Source organism: Amycolatopsis sp. cg9 (assembly GCF_041346945.1).
Lineage (GTDB): Bacteria > Actinomycetota > Actinomycetes > Mycobacteriales > Pseudonocardiaceae > Amycolatopsis.
The window spans coordinates 790,129-808,451 of sequence record NZ_CP166850.1 but is presented as its reverse complement, the minus strand read 5'-3'; the positions used below and the strand labels follow the sequence as shown (position 1 = coordinate 808,451).

The window sequence follows — 18,323 nt, the reverse complement described above, 5'->3', positions numbered from 1 at the left end:
CTGCCGGGGCCGGGCGGGGCGGCGGTCGCCTTGCCCGTTCCGAGGCGGGTGATCCACGCGGGCGACTCCTCACTGCTTCGATCGGTGGTCCTGGGGTTGGGACGCATGGTGCCTTCCCCGGGTTGCCGTAGCGTTACACATCCCCCCACGAATGTGTCATGCACCACCCAGTTTCCCGCAGGCTCGGCGCTTTCGCCTGGTCAGGACGCCGCGCTTACCGGGCGTCTGACCGGCAGCAGCGTCCCGGCCGCGGCGAGCAGGGCGAACGCCGCGGTCACCGCGTGCAGCGTGACGCCGAGGAAGCCGGGCGTGCTGCCATCGGCGGCGAACAGCAGGGAGGGCGCGCAGGCGAGCGCCGTGGCCAGCCAGGTGCCGGTCGCCGCGCCCGCCCCGATCCGGATCGTGTGCAGCAGGAAGACCCCGAGCAGCAGGTGCACCAGGCTCTGGATCGGGTCGAGCCGCAGGCCGAGCAGGTCGGCGTCGGCGGCCACCCCGCCGAACCGGGTCAGTGCGAAGCCGAACACGCCGAGCACCGCGTAGCCGATGCCGAGCACGGCCGCGGCCCGGGTGAGCACCGCCGTCCGGCGGCCGGGCAGCTCGGCGGCGCGCGGCGCCCGCGCGCCGTGGGTGTGCCGCTCGAACCACCAGAAGACGACGGTCGCGGGCACCGCGAGCAGCCCGACCGCGACCAGCGTCCGCGGCCGGATCAGCCAGCTCAGCCCGTCAGCGATCCGCCCCGGCAGGTAGACGACGGCGACGAGCAGCAGCATCGCGGCGAGGAACGCCAGGTAGAGGCTCATCGGCGCGCGCAGCACGAACCGGCACGCGGTGGCGACGCCGGGCCGCCGGCCGAGCCGGGCCAGCGGGACGGCGAGCAGCCCGAGCACGCCCAGCTGGACCAGGCCGAGCAGCAGCACGCCCCACGGCGGCGCCGACAACGCCGCCGGGGCGCCCGGGCTGCCGAGCAGGACAGGCGGCCCGTCCCGCAGGACGCTCGTCACGGCGAGACCCGCGACGCCGGTCGCGGCGGCCACGGCGAGGAGGCGCCGCGACGGGCGTACGCCGTCGGCGTGCGCGAAGGCGAGCTGCTGGGCGAGGAGCGCGAGAGCGAACGTCGCCGCGTAGCGGGGCAGGGGTGAGCCGGCCGCTTCGGCGGCCACCTCGCCGCCGACGACCAGCGCGAGCAGCCCGGCGGCCGCGGCCGCCGGCGCCCGGCGGTGCAGCGCCAGCAGCGGGGGCGCGCAGACGATCGTCAGCAGGTAGACCCCGAGCAGCCAGAGCGGGTGCAGCGCGATCCGCATGACCGTGGCCGTCGTCCCGGCCGGGCTGCCGAGCAGTTCGAGCGCGAGCGGCGTCAGCAGCGCGACGACGGCGAAGATCAGCGCCGGGCGCAGCAGCGGGCTGGCGCGCTCGGCCAGGAAGTGGCGGTAGCCGCCGCCCTGCTCCTGTTCGGCGCGCCAGCCGGCGGCGTTGGCGTGGCCGCCGGCGAAGAAGATCAGCGGGGCGAGCTGGGTGAGCCAGGTGAGCGGCCACCACGCCGTCTCGGCGGCGCCGGCCCAGTGCGCGAGCGCCGTCGCGGACTCGCCGAGGAGCAGGAGGACGACACCGGCGGCGCCGAGCAGCGCCCACCGGCTGACGTCGGCGGGGGCCGTGGGAGCCGGCCGCCGTGGTTCGCGGCGGGTCCGCAGCCAGCCGCGCAGCCGGAACACCAGCAAGCAGGCGATCACCAGCACCCCGGCGACCATCGGCCCGATCGGGTCGCCGACCGGCGGGCCCCAGCGCTGGTGCCACGAGTTGACGACCAGGCCGGCGGAGTAGAGCGACGCGACCACCCGGCAGGTGAGCGCCGAGTTCATCGGGTTGAGGTCGCAGGCGTGGTGCATGTCGTAGGAGAGCCGGTCGTCGAGCGCCTCGCGGACCTCCGGGCCGAGCGGGTGGCCCTTGCGGTCGGCGTAGCGCAGCAGGTCGTAGCCGAGGTCGTGCGCCTTGCACGGCACGGCGTAGTCCCACTTGGTGTTGTCGTCACCCCACGGCGTCGAGCACCCGCCGTCGACGTGGACCGCGCGGACGGTGCCGTCGCGCGCGGTCATCTCGCCCGGGGTGACGCCGCTGAGCGCGGTGAAGTCCTTCGGCAGCTTCGCGAGGGCGTCGGGGTGCGGACCGGGGTGCACGAGCGCGTCGATGGCGTTCTGCGCGGCGAGCACGTCCCCGGTCGGCGGCCCCTGGTCGGGCGGCGACGGCGGGCGCGAGGCGATCAGCCCGAACGCGAAGACGGCCAGCAGCACGAGCAGCAGCCACCCGGACGTCGACCAGGGTCGGCGGCGGCGCGGCGGCTCGGGCTCGGCTGGCATGGGGTCCAGGGTGCCAGCCCGGGCGCGCACCCGGCATGGGGACAACCCCAGTGTCGCGGCGCGGGTTTCCCCTAAGCTGCCCGATCGGCCGCCCGATCTCCCCTTCCCCGCCCGGCCCCCGATCGGTGACGCTGTCCCCGGGGGCGCGGTGACCAGGAGGGCGTGCGGTGAGCTCGACCGATCCCGGAGTGCCGGTGGAGAACACGGTCCGCGCGTTGCGCCGGCTGGCTCCCGGCGCAGTGTTGCGCGAACCCCGGAGCCCGGACCTGCGCGCCCTCGCGCGGGCCCTGCGTTCGCGGTCGCCGGCCGAGCTGGCCCGGACCTGTCCGGCCGCGGTCGCGCGGGTGGTGCTGGCCGGGCAGCTGACCGCGCTCGAGCAGGCGATGACGGGCCTGTACGGCCCGGACGTCCAGCGCCCGGAGGCGGCGAGGCTGGTGCGGGCGGCGCGGTACAGCCGGACGTGGGGCCGGGTGGGGTCGCTGCTGGACCGGCTTCGCGGCGAGCCGGGTTTGCGCGCGGCGGCGCTGGGGTGGGCCGAGGTGAGCGGACACCGGCTGCTGGCGGACGAGTTGCTGGGGCGGCCGCTGGTGCCCCGGGCCGAGGACGGCCGGCGGGCGGCGGAGCTGGCGGTGGCGGCGGTGGTGCCGCGGTTGGCACTGGGGGATTTAGGTCCGGCTGGGGAGGGCGGCTCGGCGCTCGGGTGCGGGCCCGGTGGTCCCGCCGCCGGCTGCGGGGATGGCCGGGGCGGCGGGTTCGGGCCGGGTGAGTCGGAGCCGGGCGCGGCTGACGGTGCGGGGAGCGGACTCGCGTCGGCCCGCAATCATCGCTCAGCCGAACCCCCGCCCAGCCGCGCCGGCGGGGCGCTCCTCGAAGTGCGCTCGCTCCACCTCGGCGGCCTCGGCTTCCGCGTCGACATCGACGCCGATCCGCCCGTCGACCTCGCGCTCGACGACGACGGCCTGACCCTGCGCGCGCTCTGGTGGAACGGCCTCGGCCGCGTGGTCGACGACCTCGGGTACGAGTACCTTCTCCTCGCCAAGGACGCCGCCCGGACCGGGGTCGTCCGGCACTGGTGTCACCCGCGGCCCGCGCCCGGGGCTCGGGTGCTGCGGCTCGAGTCCGCCGGTTACCGGGGTGAGCTGCTACGGCTCGCGCCCACCGCGGCGCGGGCCTGTGCCGATGTGCTCGTCAAGCTCGAGCTCACGGTGCGGCTGGGGGCGTGAGCGTGTCCGGGGCGAAGCAGACCTGGTCGCGGCCGTTCTCCTTCGCCAGGTAGACCGCCGCGTCCGCGGACTGGAGGAGGCGCTCCAGGGTGTCGCCGTGGCGGGGGTGGCGGGCGACGCCGATCGAGGTCGTGCGGTCCGCGATCGTCGCCGGGTCGCCGCGCTTGTCCGTGGTCACGATGTGCAACTTCGCAATCGCCACGCGTATCCGTTCGGCCGCGTCCCAGGTCGCCTCTTCGTCGATGTCCGGGAGCAGAATGAGGAATTCCTCACCGCCGAAACGGCCGACCAAGTCGCTCGGTCTCGTCACTTCGTCGAGCGTTTGCGCAACGGTGCGGAGCACGTCGTCACCCGCCGGGTGTCCATAGGTGTCGTTAATCCACTTGAAGTGGTCGAGATCGACCATCAGGAGTGCCAGCTGATCACTCGATCGAGCAGTCCGTTCGAGAGCTCGCTCGGCCGACTCCGACCAGCCGCGCATGTTGAGAATGCCCGTTTTCGGGTCCGTCCGGACGTCGTCCTGGAGCTGGTCCAGTTCCGCGAGCCGATTGAAGACCACGGTGGCGACCGCCATCACCACGACCATCGGCGGGACGACGGCGAGCAGAATCGCGGTCACCGCGCCGAGGCCGACGGTGATCGCTTCGAGCATGTTGTCGGCCGGGCTGCCCAAGACGTTACGCAGCGTCGGTTCGGAGGACATGCCGAGCGCGAGTGCCCCGCCGACGTAGAGGATCTGGATCGCCTCGTAAATCGCGGCGGTGAGCACGATCGCGCCGAACTCGGCGAGGAAGTCGTCCCAGCCGGTGCCCAGGAAATGGGGGCCGAGCGCGGTGTAGGTGAGGTGCGCCAGCACCGCCGCGAGACCGTGCGTGATCGACGAGAAAATGAAGTTGTGGGCGGGGCGGCGGGCGATGAACCAGTGCTGGAGCCGGACGACGAAAATGACCAGCAGAGTCAGCGGAACCGGCAGGATCATCGCCGCGGAAAACGTCCACACGGCGGTGAGGTCGATCAACACCGTCTTTTTACGGTTCCGGCGCCTTTCCTCCTGGCGTTGGGTCAGCTGAATGTGCACCGTCGCACCGGCGGCGAGGATTCCGAAGTTCAGCCAATCGCGGGAAACCAGCGCCTGTGAATAGACGAGCGAAATCGCGAGAACGGCGACGGCCAATCCCTCGCTGCCCAGCATGAACGCGACGACCCGGGGGCGCCGCCGCCAGAGCGCCCAGTTCCGCGGCGAGTACGGGTGGTCGCGCCAGACCGTCCCGGGTGGACCACTGGGCGTGGTCACCTGGCCGGGCTGTTCGTGCGGCGACGGCGGCCGCGGCCGGTCGCCTGACGCCGGTTCGCCGCCGCCCGTCGCGGCGTCGTCTGGTCCGGGATGCAATTGGTCACCTCCTTTCCAGCCTACTTCGGGTGTTGAGTAATCTCATCGGTACCTGCCAGAGTGTTCACACATTCCGTTGGCGGGTACCATCCCACTGCAACGGAACTGCCGAGTCCTCGGTGGAACTGCCGGGAACGCGGACCAAAAGCATCTTCAGGCTCCCCACACGGAGGTGGCACCGTTGACCAACCGCGATCTCTGATGTGCCGTCGAATTGTCCTCCCCGATTACCCAGAGAGGTGGCGACCGTGCGCAACCGCGACCTGTGACCGGCTGAATACGATTCATGATCTTGACCCCACGGAGAGGTGGCTCGCGATGGCCAACCGTGACCTCTGAACCCCCGGCTCACGGCAGCCGCGGTTCCGGTTCGCTGCCGCCCACCCGGCGCCAGGCGAACCCCACCGGGACGGCCAGCAGCAGCCCCACCGCACCGGCGAGCGCGATCGTGGCGTTCGCCGACCCGAGGGCCTGGGCGACCAGCCCGCCGATGCCGACGCCCACGCCCTGGGCGACCCGCAGCCCGGTCCGGTACAGCCCGCCGGCGCTGCCCCGGATGTCGTTGGGCACCCACGTGATGAACGTGGCGGACACCGTGATGACGTACGCGCCGGTCGCACCGGCCAGCGCGAGCAGGACCAGCGCGAGCGCGAGGTTCGGGTGCAGCGCGAACGCCGCCAGCGCGGCCAGCGGCAACGCGGCCAGCACACCCAGCAGCTTGCGGCGGTGCTCGGTCGAGACGAACCGCGACAGCAGGAACGTCCCGAGCACGAACCCCAGCGGGTCGGCGGCCAGCAGCCAGCCGACCGCCTGGTCACCCGCGCCCAGCTGGGCGGCGAGCGGCGCGGCGAGACCCTCCGGGATCACCGCCAGGCCGACGAGCCAGGACAGGTAGAGCAGCACCCGCAGCCGTTCGTCGCCGAAAACCTGCCTCACGGCGCCGAACCAGGGTGCGTTCCCGTTCCCCGCGGCCGGGCGCCGCAGCATCATCACCCGCACGACGACGGCGGCGACCAGGAACGTCAGCGCGTCGATCGCCAGCGCCCACGACGTCCCGATGCCGGTGACCAGCAGGCCGCCCGCGGCGAGGCCGGCCAGCATGGCCGTGTTGTTCGTGATCCCCCGCAGGTCCTGGCTCTGCAGGTAGACGTCGTCGTCGGCGAAGATCTCCCGGCCGAGGGCGTTCTGCGCCGCGTTGCACGGCGCGTTCGCCAGCCGGGCGAAGACGAACAGGACGAACAGCCAGCCCATCGGCATCCCGGGCACGGCCATCAGCCCGATCAGCACGGCCTGCGCGAGCGAGCCGGTCGCCAGCACCGCGCGGCGCGGGAACCGGTCGGCGAGCTGGGAGAGGCCGAGCCCGCCGGCCAGCGCGGGCAGGAACGTCAGGGAGTAGACGACGGCGGAGAGCAGCGGCGAGCCGGTCCGGTCGAAGATCAGGATGGCGAGGGCGACGATGGTCAGCTGGTCGCCGAGCATCGACTGGGTTTCGGCGAACCACAGCGCGCGGAACTCGCGGTTGGCCAGGACGGCCCGCAGCCGCGGTGTCGCGCGCGTCGTCACCTCGTAACCACCGTCCCCCGATCGAGTGAATATGGATCGTCCGCATTGTGCCTCGCCAGTGACGATCCCGTCCGGGGGTGTCACCGCTGACCTCCCGGAAGCACTAACAGTATGGCGCCGACTACGCGCCGATGTCCTCGGAACGCGCGTCACTCACCCCGTCGAGGGGCCGATCGGGTCACGCACCGGAGAGGCGGCGGGCGGTGACTGTGACCGGCCCGCGGGTACCTCCGGACTGATCGAACCGGATTCGCTCGGCGCAGGGCGGCCGCCGCTCGTCGTCGGGGCGCTGCCCCGCTGGGCCGGATGGGCCAAGACTGGACGAAGAGCCGGCCGGGGTGGACGGGACGCTGCGCCGCCGGCGCCGCAGAGCGGGGAGTGGACGATGGACGGGTTGATGCAGGGCAAGGCGGTCGTGGTGACCGGCGCCGGCCGGGGCCTCGGCGAGGCGTTCGCGGTGCACGTCGCCCGCGCGGGCGGTGCGGTGGTCGTCAACGACGTCGACGTCGAGCTCGCCGAGCGCACGGCGGAGAACATCCGGGCGCACGGCGGCCGGGCCGTCGCCAGCGGGCACAGCGTGGCCGACGCGGGGCAGGCCCAGGAGATCGTGGACCTCTGCGTCAAGGAGTTCGGCGGGATCGACGGCCTGGTCAACAACGCCGGGCTGAACTACGAGGCACTGCCCTGGGAGGACGACGCCGAGCAGGCGCGCGAGCTCGTCGCCGTCAACGTCATGGGCGTGGTGAACACCGGGCTGGCCGCGATCAAGGCGATGGTCGACGCGGGCACCGGCGGCTCGATCGTCAACATCTCGTCGGGCGCCTCGCTCGGGCAGCGCAAGCTCGGCGTGTACGCGGCGAGCAAGGGCGCGGTCGCGTCGCTGACCTACTCCTGGGCGCTCGACCTCGAGGAGCAGGGCATCCGCGTCAACGCCGTCTGCCCGCTCGCGCACACGCGGATGGTGTGGAAGTCCGAGCGCTCCCTGCGCGCGTGCCCGCCGGACCGCACGCCGGCCCGGATCGCCCCGGTCGTGCTGTTCCTGCTCGGCGAGGGCTCGCACGGGATCACCGGCCAGATGATCCGGTGCAACGGCCCGCAGCTGCACGTCATGGGCCAGCCGTTCCTCAAGCAGCCGATCCTCGAGCGGCCGGTGTGGGACACCGAGACCGTGCAGAAGGCGTTCGACGAGGTCTTCTCCGCCCACCTGGAGAACTACGGCCTGGAAAAGCGCGTCCCGCCGCGGCTGCGCAAGTGGACGGAGTCGACCTCACCCCGCACCGCCTGAGGGCCGCACTTTCACGTGAAAGTGCGGCCCCCAGGTCGGCACTTTCACGTGAAAGTGCGGGGGTGCTCAGGCGCCGGCGGCCGGCTCCGGGTCGCGCGTCGCCGCGTACAGGGCTTCGATGTTCGTCGAGTAGCGGTCGTTGATCACCCGGCGCTTGAGCTTGAGCGTCGGGGTCAGCTCGCCGGACTCGGGGGTCCACGCCTTCGGCAGCACGTGGTAGCGCTTGATCTGCTCGATCCGGGCCAGCCTGCTGTTCGCCGACTCGACCGCGCGCTCCAGCTCCGCGCGGACCGCCGGGTGCTCCGCCAGTTCCTCCGGGGTGGCCTCGACGCCGTTCGCCGCGGCCCAGCCGGGTGCGATCTCGTCGTCGAGGACGATCAGGGCCGTCACGTACGGGCGGTCGTCGCCGATCGCGACCGCCTGGCCGATCAGCGGGTGCTCCTTGAGGAGGCCCTCGATCCTCGTCGGCGCGATGTTCTTGCCGCTCGAGGTGATGATCAGCTCCTTCTTGCGGTCGGTGATCGTCACGAAGCCGTCTTCGTCGATCGTGCCGATGTCGCCGGTGGCGTACCAGCCGTCGGCGTCGGTGGCGTCGGCGATCGTCCCGTCCTCCTGCAGGTAGCCGAGGAAGACGATCGGACCGCGGACCAGCAGCTCGCCGTCGTCGGCGACCTTCACCTCGACCCCTTCGAGCGGCTTGCCCACCGACCCCGCCCGGAAGTCCGTCGCCGAGTTCGACGTCGCCGCGCCGGTGGTCTCCGACAGGCCCCAGACCTCGCAGATCTCGACGCCGAGGCCGGCCAGGAAGTAGATGATCTCCACCGGGAGGGCGGCGGCGCCGCTGGAGGCGACGAGCAGCTTGTCGAGGCCGAGCAGGCCGCGCACCGGTGCCAGCGCGGCCTCGTCGGTCTGCCGGATCTTCTCGGCGAGCTCGGCCGGCACCTCCTGGCCGGCGCTGCGCAGCTTGTAGCCCTGCTGCAGCAGCTCGTTCGCCTGCAGCAACGCCGTGCGCCGGTCTTCGGGGACGCTGCCGAGCATGTTCTTGAGGCCGGCGACCATCTTCTCCCACACGCGCGGGACGCCGAAGAAGCTCTGCGGGTGCACCTGGCCGAGCGCGCCGGCGACCGCGGTCGGGTCGGCGAGCGTGTGCACGTGGCCGGCCCACACGATCGGCAGGTAGACCGACAGCTCGCGCTCGGCGATGTGCGCGAGCGGCAGGTACGCGATGTTGGTCGCGTGCATCGGCGGGTGGTGCAGCTCGGTGACCGCGTACGCCTGGTGGATCGCGTTGCGGTGCGACAGCACGACGCCCTTCGGGTCGCCGGTGGTGCCCGAGGTGTAGATCATCGACAGCGGGTCGTCCGGCTTGATGTCCTGCCACGACCGCTCGAACGCTTCCGGGTCGGCGGCAAGCGCTTCCCGGCCCCAGGTCCGGACGTCGGCGAGGGAGAGGAACCGGCCGTCGCCTTCGGGGATCGCGGCTTCGTCCATCACGACGACGCGGCGCAGCGCCGGGAGGTCGTCGAGGACCGGGCGCCAGCGCGCCAGCTCGTCCTCGCCGCCGAGCACGACGACCGGTGCCGCGCTGTGCCGCGCGACGAACCGGATCTGGTCCGGGCTGAGCGTGGCGTAGGCGGTGCACGGGATCGCGGACAGGTGCGTCGCGGCGAGGTCGGCGATGATGTGGTCGGGGCAGCCGGGCGCCATGATCAGCATCCGGTCACCGGCGGCGAGCCCGAGCCCGGCCAGGCCGCGGGACACCTCCGCGATGGCCGTGCGGAACTCCAGCCAGCTCAGCGTCGGCCGGCCTTCGAGGTCGAGCGAGGTGATCGCCGGCAGGTCCGGGTACTCGACCGCGTTGCGGTGCAACAGCCGCGGGATCGTCTGGCCTTCGGTCTGCTCGGCGACGGTGGTCAACGCTGGCCTCCTCGGTGCTCCGGATGGCCACACTGTAGGGGCTCCCGGCCGAGGTGGATAGAGAATCGCGGCCACGTCAACCCTCGCCGTCGAACCGGACATCCCGGTCAGGCCCCCACGACCGTCCACTGTGTACCCGGGCGTTCGGGGGCGAACCGCGCTTCAATGGGAGGACCACGGACTCCAGGGGGAAGCGATGACGCGGTCGGCTCGTGAACTGCTCGCCAAGATCCAGGCGGAACTCGCGCCGCGCGACGGCGACAACCGGCTCGTCCCGCTGATCGCCTCGGGACGTGCGCCGCACGCGGTGTTCGCCGCGCTCGCCGCCGAAGAGAAGTTGATCACGCTGAGCGACTGGCGGAGCTTCCACGCGCTCGCCGCCCGCGCCGACGAGCCGAACGCGCGCGCCTTCTTCGGTGGCCTGGCGCCGGGGGAGCAGCAGGCGAACGGGATGCTGGACGCGTTGCTCGCGGCGACTGGTCCGGACCACGGGAAGGAACTGCCGCGCGCGGGCTGCCAGGCGTACCCGGCGTACGTGGCGTGGCTCGCGCTGAACGGCGAGCCGGCGGCCGCCGTGGCCGGGATCTTCGCGAACTTCGCCGCCTTCGGCCGGTACTGCCGGGACGTCGCGGCCGCGATGCGCGGGCACTACGGCTTCACCGACACCGAGTGCGCGTTCTTCGACTTTTTCGCTGCGGACGTTCCCGAAATCGAAGAACAAGCGCTCGTGGCAATCCAGGCGGGCCTCGACGCGCACCGGCTCGACAAGGCCGAGGCCCGTCGTTACGCGCGGCTGTTCCAGAGCTACGAACTGCTCTTCTGGAACACCCTCGCGGACGAGTTCCCGGGCTGACGGCTCGCGGAACCGGTACCGGCGCCACTGGGCGTGTTCGCACGAGCGCGCATGCGGAATGGCGGGAATTCCGGTGCGCTCTCCGGGGAATCCGTGGCGCTCTTCGTGAATGCCGCGCATTTCCGCTTTCCGGAAGCCGTCCGGCCCGGACGGAGTGGTGGTGGGCGGCCGGGTTCGCGAACCCGTGACGTTTCTCACCGAACCATCCGGCGGCTTCGTACGTAGCGGTCCCGGCCCGGGCCGGCGCGCGGACCGCAACCGGTACCAGCGTGCACCCCTGCGGTGAAACGGAAGTCGACCTGGGACGAACGTCACGACTTTCGGTGGTGGACTTTCCAAGAGCAGGCAGCAAGTGTGGACGGGTCACCGTGTGAAGATCACGTTCGCGCCACGGACTTGACGCGCCCTGAGCGGCTGCATACCGTCGTCGCGGGCGAAGCAGACCACGGTGATGTTGATCCGGCTGGTCGGAATCCGGGTGTTGACCGCCTCGGGCGACCCGAAACCATGTACTGCCGGAAGGAAAACGGACCCAGGTGAAGCAGATTTCTCTTCGACGGAACCGGGGATCCTCGATTCGCAAGCGCGTGCTCACGATCGCGCTGATCCCCAGTGTGGCCCTGTTGCTGGTCGGTGTGGCCCTCGCGGGCTACCTCATCTACGACGCGGTCACCGCACGCGACTACACCACGCGGATCCGGAATTCGGAAGCCCCGGCGATCCCGTTCTTCGCCGCGCTGCAGCAGGAGCGCCAGGCGACGCTGAGCCTCCTCGCCGGTCAGGGCAACCAGCGGGCCGTGCTCGCGGCCGTCCGCCCGAAGGTCGACTCGACCGCCGCCAAGGAGATCGAGAACCTCCGGGACAACTTCGCGGACTACGACGACACCCCGCCGAGCGTCCAGAAGAACATCGCCACGTTCTTCGGCGTCTTCCAGCAGCTGCCGCAGACGCGCCAGGCGGTCGACAGCGGTCAGATCCAGATCAGCCAGGCCTTCGCCTTCTACAACAAGATGCTCGACCAGTTCACCGACGGCGTGGCCGGGCTGGCGCAGAAGGCCCGTGGCGCGCAGAACGCGTTCGACCGGCTGACCGCGATCCCGCTCTTCACCGCGGCGGACGCGATGCAGCGCAGTGACGCGCTCGCCGCCGCCGGGCTCGCCGCGGGCGGGCTGACGAACGACGACTTCCGCGCCTACGTCGGCCAGGTCGGTGCCTACCACGCCCAGCTCGACGCGTCGGCGCCGAAGATGATCCCCGAGGTCAAGGCCAAGTACGACCAGCTGCTGGCCAGCCAGCCGTGGCAGACGGTGACCCAGGTGGAAACCGCTTTCCTGCGCGGTGACCTGACCAAGCTGCCGGTCGCGCAGGACCAGTGGCGCACCGCCGCCCGCCAGGTCGGCGACGCGCTGATGGGCATCTTCGTCGCGCAGAGCTCGAACGCGAGCCAGGCCGCCATCGAGGACGCCGACTCGACGTTCACCGAGTCGCTGATCGCCGGTGTGATCGCCGTCCTGTTCGCGGTCTTCGTGGTGTTCGTCGCCGTCCGGCTGTCCAACCGGCTCATCGGCCGGCTGCACCGGCTGCGCGAAGACACCCTCGACGCCGCCGAGGTCCGGCTGCCCGAGCTGGTCGCCCGGGTCCAGGCCGGCGAGCCGGTCGACCTCGAAGAGGGCGGTCACTTCCTCGACCACGGCACCGACGAGATCGGCCAGGTCGCCGACGCGTTCAACAAGGCGCAGCAGACCGCCATCGCGGCCGCCATCGACGAGGCGAAGATCAAGGAGGGCACCAAGACGGTGTTCCTCAACATCGCCCACCGCAGCCAGGTCATCGTGCACCGCCAGCTCAAGGTGCTCGACCAGGCCGAGCGCAAGCAGGAGGACCCGGAGCAGCTGGACACGCTGTTCCAGCTCGACCACCTCTCCACCCGCGCCCGCCGCAACGCCGAGAACCTGATCATCCTCGGCGGCGGGCAGCCGGGCCGGCAGTGGCGCAACCCGGTCGGGCTGGCCGAGCTGGTCCGCGGCGCGTCCGCCGAGACCGAGGACTTCGCCCGGGTCAAGACCGCGGCGCTGCCGCAGATCGCCATCCGCGGCCCGGTCGTCGGCGACCTCGTGCACCTGCTGGCCGAGCTGATCGACAACGCGACGTCGTTCTCGCCGCCGCAGTCGCGGGTCGAGATCCGCGGCAACGTGGTCGGCAAGGGCGTCGTGATCGAGGTCGAGGACCAGGGCCTCGGGCTCGAGCCGGACCAGACCGAAGAGATCAACTCGATGCTGGCCAGCCCGCCGGACTTCGGGATCATGGCGCTGTCGGACGAGCCCCGCCTCGGCCTGTTCGTGGTCGCGCGGCTGGCCGCGCGGCACGGCATCCAGGTGCACCTGCGCGAGTCCGCTTACGGCGGCACGCGGGCCATCGTCCTGGTGCGCACCGACCTGCTGGCCCCGCTCGCCGAGACCGAGCCGGAGCAGCCGATCACCCCGCCGAAGCCGGAGCTCGTCCCGAACCCGGTCGAGCCGGAGCCGGGCAACGACGAGGTCGCGCCGCTCAAGCGGCCGCAGCGCCGCCCGGCCCGGCACCGCACCGAGCCGCCCATGCCGACCCAGCCGGCACCGGTCTCGCCGCCGCCGTCGGCGCCGACCCCGGTGGCGACACCGCCTTCGCCGCCGTCCGCGCCGACGCCGGTCCCGGTCGGGTCCGTCTCGGAGCCGGTGAGCCAGCCGACCCAGGCGCAGCCGGTGGTCCCGGTCCGCCCGCCGTCCCCGCCGAACCGGACCTCGCGCCCGGCCCGCCCGGCCGCGCAGCAGCCGGCGTGGCCGCCGCAGGAACCGCGGCCCGCGGTGCCCGAAGGACGGCCGCAGCAGCCGCGCCGCCCGGAGGCGCCCGGCCGGCCGCCGCTGCCCCAACGGCGACGCCAGCAGAGCCTCGTGCCGCAGTTGCGGGAAGATAAGCCCGCACAGGAACGCGAAGAGGTGCGGCTGGACTCCCCGGAGGCCGCCCGCAGCAGGCTGTCCGCTTTCCAGCAGGGCACCCGCCGGGCCCGTGACGAAGAGTTTCCCGAGAACGACGACAGGTACGGAGAGCGCGAGTAATGGTCAACTCAGGCGCCCACGAGCTCGACTGGCTGCTGGACGACCTCGTCAAACGGGTCGCCGGGGCGGACCGGGCGGTGGTCCTGTCCTCGGACGGCCTGCTCATCGGGCGATCGGGAAACCTCTCCGAAGAGGACGCCGAACACCTGTCCGCGGTGGCTTCGGCGTTCCAGAGCCTCGCGCGCGGGACCGGGCGGCACTTCGGCGGTGGCAACGTCCGTCAGACGATGGTCGAGATGGACCACGCGTTCCTGTTCGTGACCGCGGCCGGGCGGGGTGCCTGCCTGGCCCTGCTCGCCCGTGAAGACGCGGACATGGGCCTCGTCGCGTACGAGATGAACTTGATGGTGAAGCGGGTCGGGCAGGTACTCACCTCGGCCCCGCGGGCCGGCGTCCAGCCCACGTCGCCGTGAGCGCGCGGCACGAGGCCTGGTTCGACGACGAGGCCGGGCCCCTGGTCCGGTCCTACGCGGTCACGGGCGGTCGCACCCGGTCGGACACGCTCGGGCTCGACCTCATCACGCTCGTCGTCGCCCTGCGCACCGCGCACGAAGCGGGCATGCTCGAACCGGAGTACGCGCGCATCATCGCCTTGTGCCAGCGGCCGGTCTCGGTGGCCGAGGTGGCCGCCCGGGTCGATCTCCCGCTGCCCGTGGTGAAGGTGATGCTGAGCGACCTCATCGAGCAGAACCTGGTGCTGTTCCGTACCGCGGCACCGGTCCAGGAAACCCCCAACCGACACGTATTGCAGGCGGTCCTTGATGGCATCCGGAAACTCTGACCCCCGGCGGAACCTGACCGCGACCGCGGTCAAGGTACTCATCGCCGGCGGGTTCGGGGTCGGCAAGACCACGATGGTCGGCTCGGTGAGCGAAGTGCCGCCGCTGCGGACCGAAGAGGTCATCACGACCGCGTCCGAGGGGGTCGACGACCTGTCGGGCGTCGAGCAGAAGACCACGACGACGGTCGCGCTCGACTTCGGCCGCATCACGATCAACCCCGACCTGATCCTGTACCTGTTCGGCACGCCGGGGCAGGACCGGTTCTGGTTCATGTGGGACGAGCTGGCCGAGGGCGCGCTCGGCGCCGTCGTGCTGGCCGACACCCGGCGGCTCGACAGCTGCTTCGCGGCGGTGGACTTCTTCGAGCGCCGCAACCTGCCGTTCGTCGTCGGCGTGAACTGCTTCGACGGCGCGTACCGCTACGGGACCGAGGAGGTCCGGCAGGCGCTCGACGTCGGCATGGACGTCCCGCTGCTGCTGTGCGACGCCCGTGAGCGCGAGTCGACGAAGCAGGTGCTGACCAGCCTGATGGAACACGTGATGGCGCGGTCCGACCTGGCAGCCGCCCAGGGTGGCTACTGATGAACCGGACCGCGCCCGTGCGGGTCAGCGGCGTCGCTTGATGAGCGTGTCGATGGCGAAGCGGCCCGGGCCGATCGCGGCGAACAGCAGGAAGATCCACGAGTAGACCGCGGCGGGTTCGCCCATGTTCTGCAGCGGCAGCAGGCCCATCGGCGCGTGCACGGTGAAGTAGGCGTAGGCCATCACGCCGGAGAGCAGGATGGCGGCAGGCCTGCTGGCGAGCCCGACGAGGAGCAGCAGCGCGCCGACGAGCTCGAAGACGCTGCCCCACCAGCCGGGGAACGAGCCGAACGGGACGCCGCCGCCCTGGCCGTCGACGCCACCGAAGAAGCCGAATCCCTGCAGGCCGTGGAAGCCGAACAGGAACGAGATCACGATCCGGCTCGCGCCGATGACGATGCCGGTGACCTGGGTCTTCTCGGTGGCGGTGGTCTGGGTTTCGCGGGCGGTGGTGGTGGTCATCGCGGGGTTCCTTCCCTGAGTTCTTCCTTGCCTTCTGCCTACGCGTCGAGTGGCTTCTCCCCGGATCGACAACCCCGGCGGATTTTTTTTCGCGGGTTTCGGCAGACTGGGCGGATGGCGGGCAAACGCAGTGCCGGGCTCCTGCTCCACCGCGGGCGGGGCGAGACCCTCGAAGTGCTGCTCGGGCACATGGGCGGGCCGTTCTGGGCGAAGAAGGACGCGGCGGCGTGGTCGCTGCCCAAGGGCGAGCTGGAGCCGGACGAGGAACCGGAGGCCGCGGCGCGCCGCGAGTTCGCGGAGGAGCTGGGCTTGCCGGCGCCGTCCGGTGAGTACGTCCCGCTCGGCGAGGTGAAGCAGTCGGGCGGCAAGGTCGTCACGGCGTGGGCGGTCGCGGCCGACCTCGACCCGGCGGCCGTGGTACCGGGGACGTTCACCATGGAGTGGCCGCCGCGTTCGGGCCGTCAGCAGGAGTTCCCCGAGGTGGACCGGGTCGCGTGGTTTTCCCCGGAGGTGGCCCGGGAGAAGCTGGTGAAGGGCCAGCTGCCGTTCCTGGACCGGCTGGCGGAGCTAGTGGCCGAGTAGCGCCTCGAGGGGTTTCGCGGCGAAGGACGGCAGCACGACGTCGGCCTGCCCGAAGTCGAGGCTCTCGGTGATGGCGTTGGGCACGGCGACGCAGGTCAGCCCGGCGGCCTTGGCCGCGGTGACCCCGTGCGGGGTGTCCTCGAACGCGATGGTTTCTTTTGCCTGGGTACCGAGGACTTCGAGTGCGGCGAGGTAGAGGTCCGGGTCGGGCTTGGCCTTGTGCAGGTCCCCGGTGAGGACGGCGTCGAAGTACCGCGCGATGCCGAGCCGTTCGAGGTGCGGGTTCACCCAGCCCCCGGACGAGCTGGAGGCGACGGCGAGCTTGAGGCCGTGCTCCTTGGCGGTCTCGAGGTAGGCCTCGACGCCTTCGCGCGGGCCGAGGGTCTCGAGGAGCTCGAAGACCCGGGCTTTGGATTTCGGGCGCAGCGCTTCGGGGTCGATGCCGGGCGCGTGCTCGGCGAGCAGGGCGAACATGGCGTTCGTGGTGTGCTGGGTGCCGATGACGGCGTACCAGGCTTCGAGCGGCAGCTCGGTCCCGTGCGCGCGGAAGACCTCCTGCCAGGACTGGAGGACGGCGGACTCGGTGTCGGCGAGCGTGCCGTCGAAGTCGAAAACCAGGGCGCGGGTGGGCACGCCTGAACCCTGCCCGGTCGGTGATCGTTCAGGCAAGTGGGGTGTGACGAGCCTCGAAGGCCCGCACCGCCTGTGATCCGCGGCTAGCCCAGGAAGAACTTCGTCAGCACCGGGGCCAGCGCCGCCGCCTTCACGATGTGGGTTTGGTCCGGCAGGGTCGTGTACTCCGCCGACGGCAGGACCTTCGCCAGCGACGACACGCCGTTGCGCATCCACTCCGGGCTGCGGCCGCCGTCGATGGCCAGGGTCGGGATCGTCACCTCCGGCCACGACGGGGTCAGGGGCTCGCCCGACTGGTGGTCGCTTACCACCGCCGTGTCGTACGGGATCGTGTGGGCCACTTTCTTGAGCTTCGACCAGAACGGCATGATCCGCATCATCGCCACCGTCGCCTTGCCCAGCCCGACGCCTTCGGTCATGAACATCTTGACCGCCTTGCCGCGCTTCCCGTCGGCGAGCGCCGCGTCGAGGCGGGCCGGGTAGTCGGCCGGGACGCGGGGGCGGGTGGCGTCCACCACGAACGGGGGCTCGTACAGCGCCAGCTTCGGGACCGGGAGGCCGCGGGCCGCTTCGAGGGCCAGTGCCGCGCCCGACGAGATGCCGAACAGGAACGCTTCGCCGCCCGCTTCCTTCAGCAGGGCCGCGACGTCCTCGACCTCGCGGCCGATCGCGTACGGGCCGGTGTCGGTGCTCTCGCCGCGGCCGCGTCGGTCGTACGTGTACACCGTGAAGTGCGCGGACAGCTCCTTCGCCAGCGCGTCGTTCGGGGACGAGCCGCGGTAGCACATCGCGCCGTCGATCAGGACCAGTGCCGGGCCGGTGCCCGCGCGGGTGTACGCGATCTTCGTGCCGTCGGCGGAAATCGTCGTGGTCATCGGGACTCTCCTCGCGGCAGCAGGTGGGCGGACGTCGTGGCGAGCCAGGTCCAGGCGAGCACCACAGCCGCCCAGAAGCCGAGGATCACGGCCGGGCTCGCCGAGCCGGACGCTACGCCGCCGAAGCCTACGAGGAACAGCAGGCCGGTGCTCCGCGAGTACCACGCCCGCGCCGGCGGCAGGTGCGAGCCGATCGCGAAGCAGGCCGCGACCAGCGCGGCGAAACCGACGCCGCCGCAGGCGAAGTGCAGGACGCCGTGCCAGCTCACCGACGACGGCGGGCCGGGCGGGGTGCCCAGCGGGAAGCCGTCCTGCGGGTCGGCGCGGAAAACACCGGCGCAGATCAGGCTGACGCCGTACACCGCCAGGAGTCTCGGCCCCCACCGCCCGGGCAGGACGCGCCGGATGCCCGCCGCGGCCGCGAGCGTCAGCAGGCCCGTGACCGCGAAGTTCGCGATCTGGACGAAGCCGAGCGAGCCGTTCGCCAGGACGCTTGCCGGGTGCCGCGTGAAGTCGAAGCCGGGGCGGCTGAGGCCCTGGAGCACGCCGGTGCCGATGAAGAGGGGGCCGGCGAGGATTCCGCAGGTCAGCAGGGTGCGGGTGGACGTGGGGGTGCGGGCGGGAATCGCGGTCGTGGTCATGCGGGACAGCCTGACATCCGATCATTCGAACTGTCAAGACAAAAAAAGTTGTCGGTGGGCCACGCGATCGCCTGAAGGTGTCCCTCGTCGGC

At 71.8% G+C, this 18,323-nt stretch carries 16 protein-coding genes; 8 read left to right on the top strand and 8 right to left on the bottom strand.

The genetic code is table 11. The features are described from left to right. Positions 1-200: 200 nt before the first annotated feature. The gene (locus AB5J73_RS03305; RefSeq protein WP_370967994.1) at positions 201-2,351 is read right to left on the bottom strand and encodes a phospholipase; all 2,151 of its coding nucleotides are present in this window, start codon (positions 2,349-2,351) and stop codon (positions 201-203) included. Between the two features lie 167 nt (positions 2,352-2,518). Here AB5J73_RS03305 and AB5J73_RS03300 point away from each other — a divergent pair, with 167 nt between their 5' ends. Further along, positions 2,519-3,574: a hypothetical protein gene (locus AB5J73_RS03300; RefSeq protein ID WP_370967992.1), complete on the top strand. Its 1,056-nt coding sequence runs from the start codon at positions 2,519-2,521 to the stop codon at positions 3,572-3,574. On the opposite strand, the gene AB5J73_RS03295 is transcribed toward AB5J73_RS03300, so the two are convergent. Both AB5J73_RS03295 and AB5J73_RS03290 read right to left on the bottom strand, forming a co-directional pair. Next, the gene (locus AB5J73_RS03295) at positions 3,552-4,964 is read right to left on the bottom strand and encodes a GGDEF domain-containing protein (RefSeq protein ID WP_370967989.1); all 1,413 of its coding nucleotides are present in this window, start codon (positions 4,962-4,964) and stop codon (positions 3,552-3,554) included. The two genes, AB5J73_RS03300 and AB5J73_RS03295, sit on opposite strands and share 23 nt — an antisense overlap. Positions 4,965-5,312: 348 nt before the next feature. Continuing rightward, the gene (locus tag AB5J73_RS03290) at positions 5,313-6,527 is read right to left on the bottom strand and encodes an MFS transporter (protein WP_370967987.1); all 1,215 of its coding nucleotides are present in this window, start codon (positions 6,525-6,527) and stop codon (positions 5,313-5,315) included. 385 nt (positions 6,528-6,912) lie between these two features. Between AB5J73_RS03290 and AB5J73_RS03285 the strand changes: the two genes are divergently transcribed. Beyond that, positions 6,913-7,812, top strand: a complete 900-nt coding sequence (locus AB5J73_RS03285) for an SDR family NAD(P)-dependent oxidoreductase (protein ID WP_370967985.1) — start codon at positions 6,913-6,915, stop codon at positions 7,810-7,812. 66 nt (positions 7,813-7,878) lie between these two features. On the opposite strand, the gene AB5J73_RS03280 is transcribed toward AB5J73_RS03285, so the two are convergent. After that, positions 7,879-9,729 (bottom strand): long-chain fatty acid--CoA ligase, encoded by a 1,851-nt coding sequence (locus AB5J73_RS03280; protein ID WP_370967983.1) that lies wholly within the window; start codon positions 9,727-9,729, stop codon positions 7,879-7,881. Between the two features lie 196 nt (positions 9,730-9,925). On the opposite strand from AB5J73_RS03280, the gene AB5J73_RS03275 reads away from it, so the two are divergent. The 5 genes from AB5J73_RS03275 to AB5J73_RS03255 all read left to right on the top strand — a co-directional run bounded on the left by AB5J73_RS03275 (position 9,926) and on the right by AB5J73_RS03255 (position 15,038). Next, the gene (locus tag AB5J73_RS03275) at positions 9,926-10,582 is read left to right on the top strand and encodes a transcriptional regulator (protein ID WP_370967981.1); all 657 of its coding nucleotides are present in this window, start codon (positions 9,926-9,928) and stop codon (positions 10,580-10,582) included. 587 nt (positions 10,583-11,169) lie between these two features. Then, positions 11,170-13,674: a nitrate- and nitrite sensing domain-containing protein gene (locus AB5J73_RS03270; RefSeq protein WP_370967978.1), complete on the top strand. Its 2,505-nt coding sequence runs from the start codon at positions 11,170-11,172 to the stop codon at positions 13,672-13,674. Next, on the top strand, positions 13,674-14,087 hold the full coding sequence (locus AB5J73_RS03265) for a roadblock/LC7 domain-containing protein (protein ID WP_086859064.1): 414 nt from the start codon (positions 13,674-13,676) through the stop codon (positions 14,085-14,087). Before AB5J73_RS03270 ends, AB5J73_RS03265 begins: the two co-directional genes overlap by 1 nt. Next, the gene (locus AB5J73_RS03260; RefSeq protein WP_004561733.1) at positions 14,084-14,455 is read left to right on the top strand and encodes a DUF742 domain-containing protein; all 372 of its coding nucleotides are present in this window, start codon (positions 14,084-14,086) and stop codon (positions 14,453-14,455) included. Before AB5J73_RS03265 ends, AB5J73_RS03260 begins: the two co-directional genes overlap by 4 nt. After that, the gene (locus AB5J73_RS03255; protein WP_004561734.1) at positions 14,436-15,038 is read left to right on the top strand and encodes an ATP/GTP-binding protein; all 603 of its coding nucleotides are present in this window, start codon (positions 14,436-14,438) and stop codon (positions 15,036-15,038) included. The genes AB5J73_RS03260 and AB5J73_RS03255 overlap by 20 nt, the downstream gene beginning before the upstream one ends. A 24-nt stretch (positions 15,039-15,062) precedes the next feature. On the opposite strand, the gene AB5J73_RS03250 is transcribed toward AB5J73_RS03255, so the two are convergent. Beyond that, positions 15,063-15,500, bottom strand: a complete 438-nt coding sequence (locus tag AB5J73_RS03250) for a DoxX family protein (RefSeq protein WP_370967975.1) — start codon at positions 15,498-15,500, stop codon at positions 15,063-15,065. 114 nt (positions 15,501-15,614) lie between these two features. Between AB5J73_RS03250 and AB5J73_RS03245 the strand changes: the two genes are divergently transcribed. Further along, complete coding sequence (locus tag AB5J73_RS03245) at positions 15,615-16,082, top strand: NUDIX domain-containing protein (RefSeq protein ID WP_370967973.1); 468 nt, start codon at positions 15,615-15,617, stop codon at positions 16,080-16,082. Here AB5J73_RS03245 and AB5J73_RS03240 read toward each other — a convergent pair. The 3 genes from AB5J73_RS03240 to AB5J73_RS03230 form a co-directional block, all read right to left on the bottom strand. Beyond that, on the bottom strand, positions 16,068-16,715 hold the full coding sequence (locus AB5J73_RS03240) for an HAD family hydrolase (RefSeq protein WP_370967971.1): 648 nt from the start codon (positions 16,713-16,715) through the stop codon (positions 16,068-16,070). The genes AB5J73_RS03245 and AB5J73_RS03240 overlap by 15 nt on opposite strands. An 83-nt stretch (positions 16,716-16,798) precedes the next feature. Next, the gene (locus tag AB5J73_RS03235) at positions 16,799-17,590 is read right to left on the bottom strand and encodes an alpha/beta fold hydrolase (protein WP_370967969.1); all 792 of its coding nucleotides are present in this window, start codon (positions 17,588-17,590) and stop codon (positions 16,799-16,801) included. Then, the gene (locus AB5J73_RS03230; RefSeq protein ID WP_370967966.1) at positions 17,587-18,231 is read right to left on the bottom strand and encodes a DUF998 domain-containing protein; all 645 of its coding nucleotides are present in this window, start codon (positions 18,229-18,231) and stop codon (positions 17,587-17,589) included. Before AB5J73_RS03230 ends, AB5J73_RS03235 begins: the two co-directional genes overlap by 4 nt. Positions 18,232-18,323 lie beyond the last annotated feature (92 nt).

Bases quoted from the DNA above. Each gene is read 5' to 3' on its own strand.
- AB5J73_RS03305 (WP_370967994.1), bottom strand. From the start codon at position 2,351: ATGCCAGCCGAGCCCGAGCCGCCGCGCCGCCGCCGACCCTGGTCGACG.
- AB5J73_RS03285 (WP_370967985.1), top strand. From the start codon at position 6,913: ATGGACGGGTTGATGCAGGGCAAGGCGGTCGTGGTGACCGGCGCCGGC.
- AB5J73_RS03275 (WP_370967981.1), top strand. From the start codon at position 9,926: ATGACGCGGTCGGCTCGTGAACTGCTCGCCAAGATCCAGGCGGAACTC.
- AB5J73_RS03265 (WP_086859064.1), top strand. From the start codon at position 13,674: ATGGTCAACTCAGGCGCCCACGAGCTCGACTGGCTGCTGGACGACCTC.
- AB5J73_RS03255 (WP_004561734.1), top strand. From the start codon at position 14,436: ATGGCATCCGGAAACTCTGACCCCCGGCGGAACCTGACCGCGACCGCG.
- AB5J73_RS03250 (WP_370967975.1), bottom strand. From the start codon at position 15,500: ATGACCACCACCACCGCCCGCGAAACCCAGACCACCGCCACCGAGAAG.
- AB5J73_RS03245 (WP_370967973.1), top strand. From the start codon at position 15,615: ATGGCGGGCAAACGCAGTGCCGGGCTCCTGCTCCACCGCGGGCGGGGC.
- AB5J73_RS03235 (WP_370967969.1), bottom strand. From the start codon at position 17,590: ATGACCACGACGATTTCCGCCGACGGCACGAAGATCGCGTACACCCGC.
- AB5J73_RS03230 (WP_370967966.1), bottom strand. From the start codon at position 18,231: ATGACCACGACCGCGATTCCCGCCCGCACCCCCACGTCCACCCGCACC.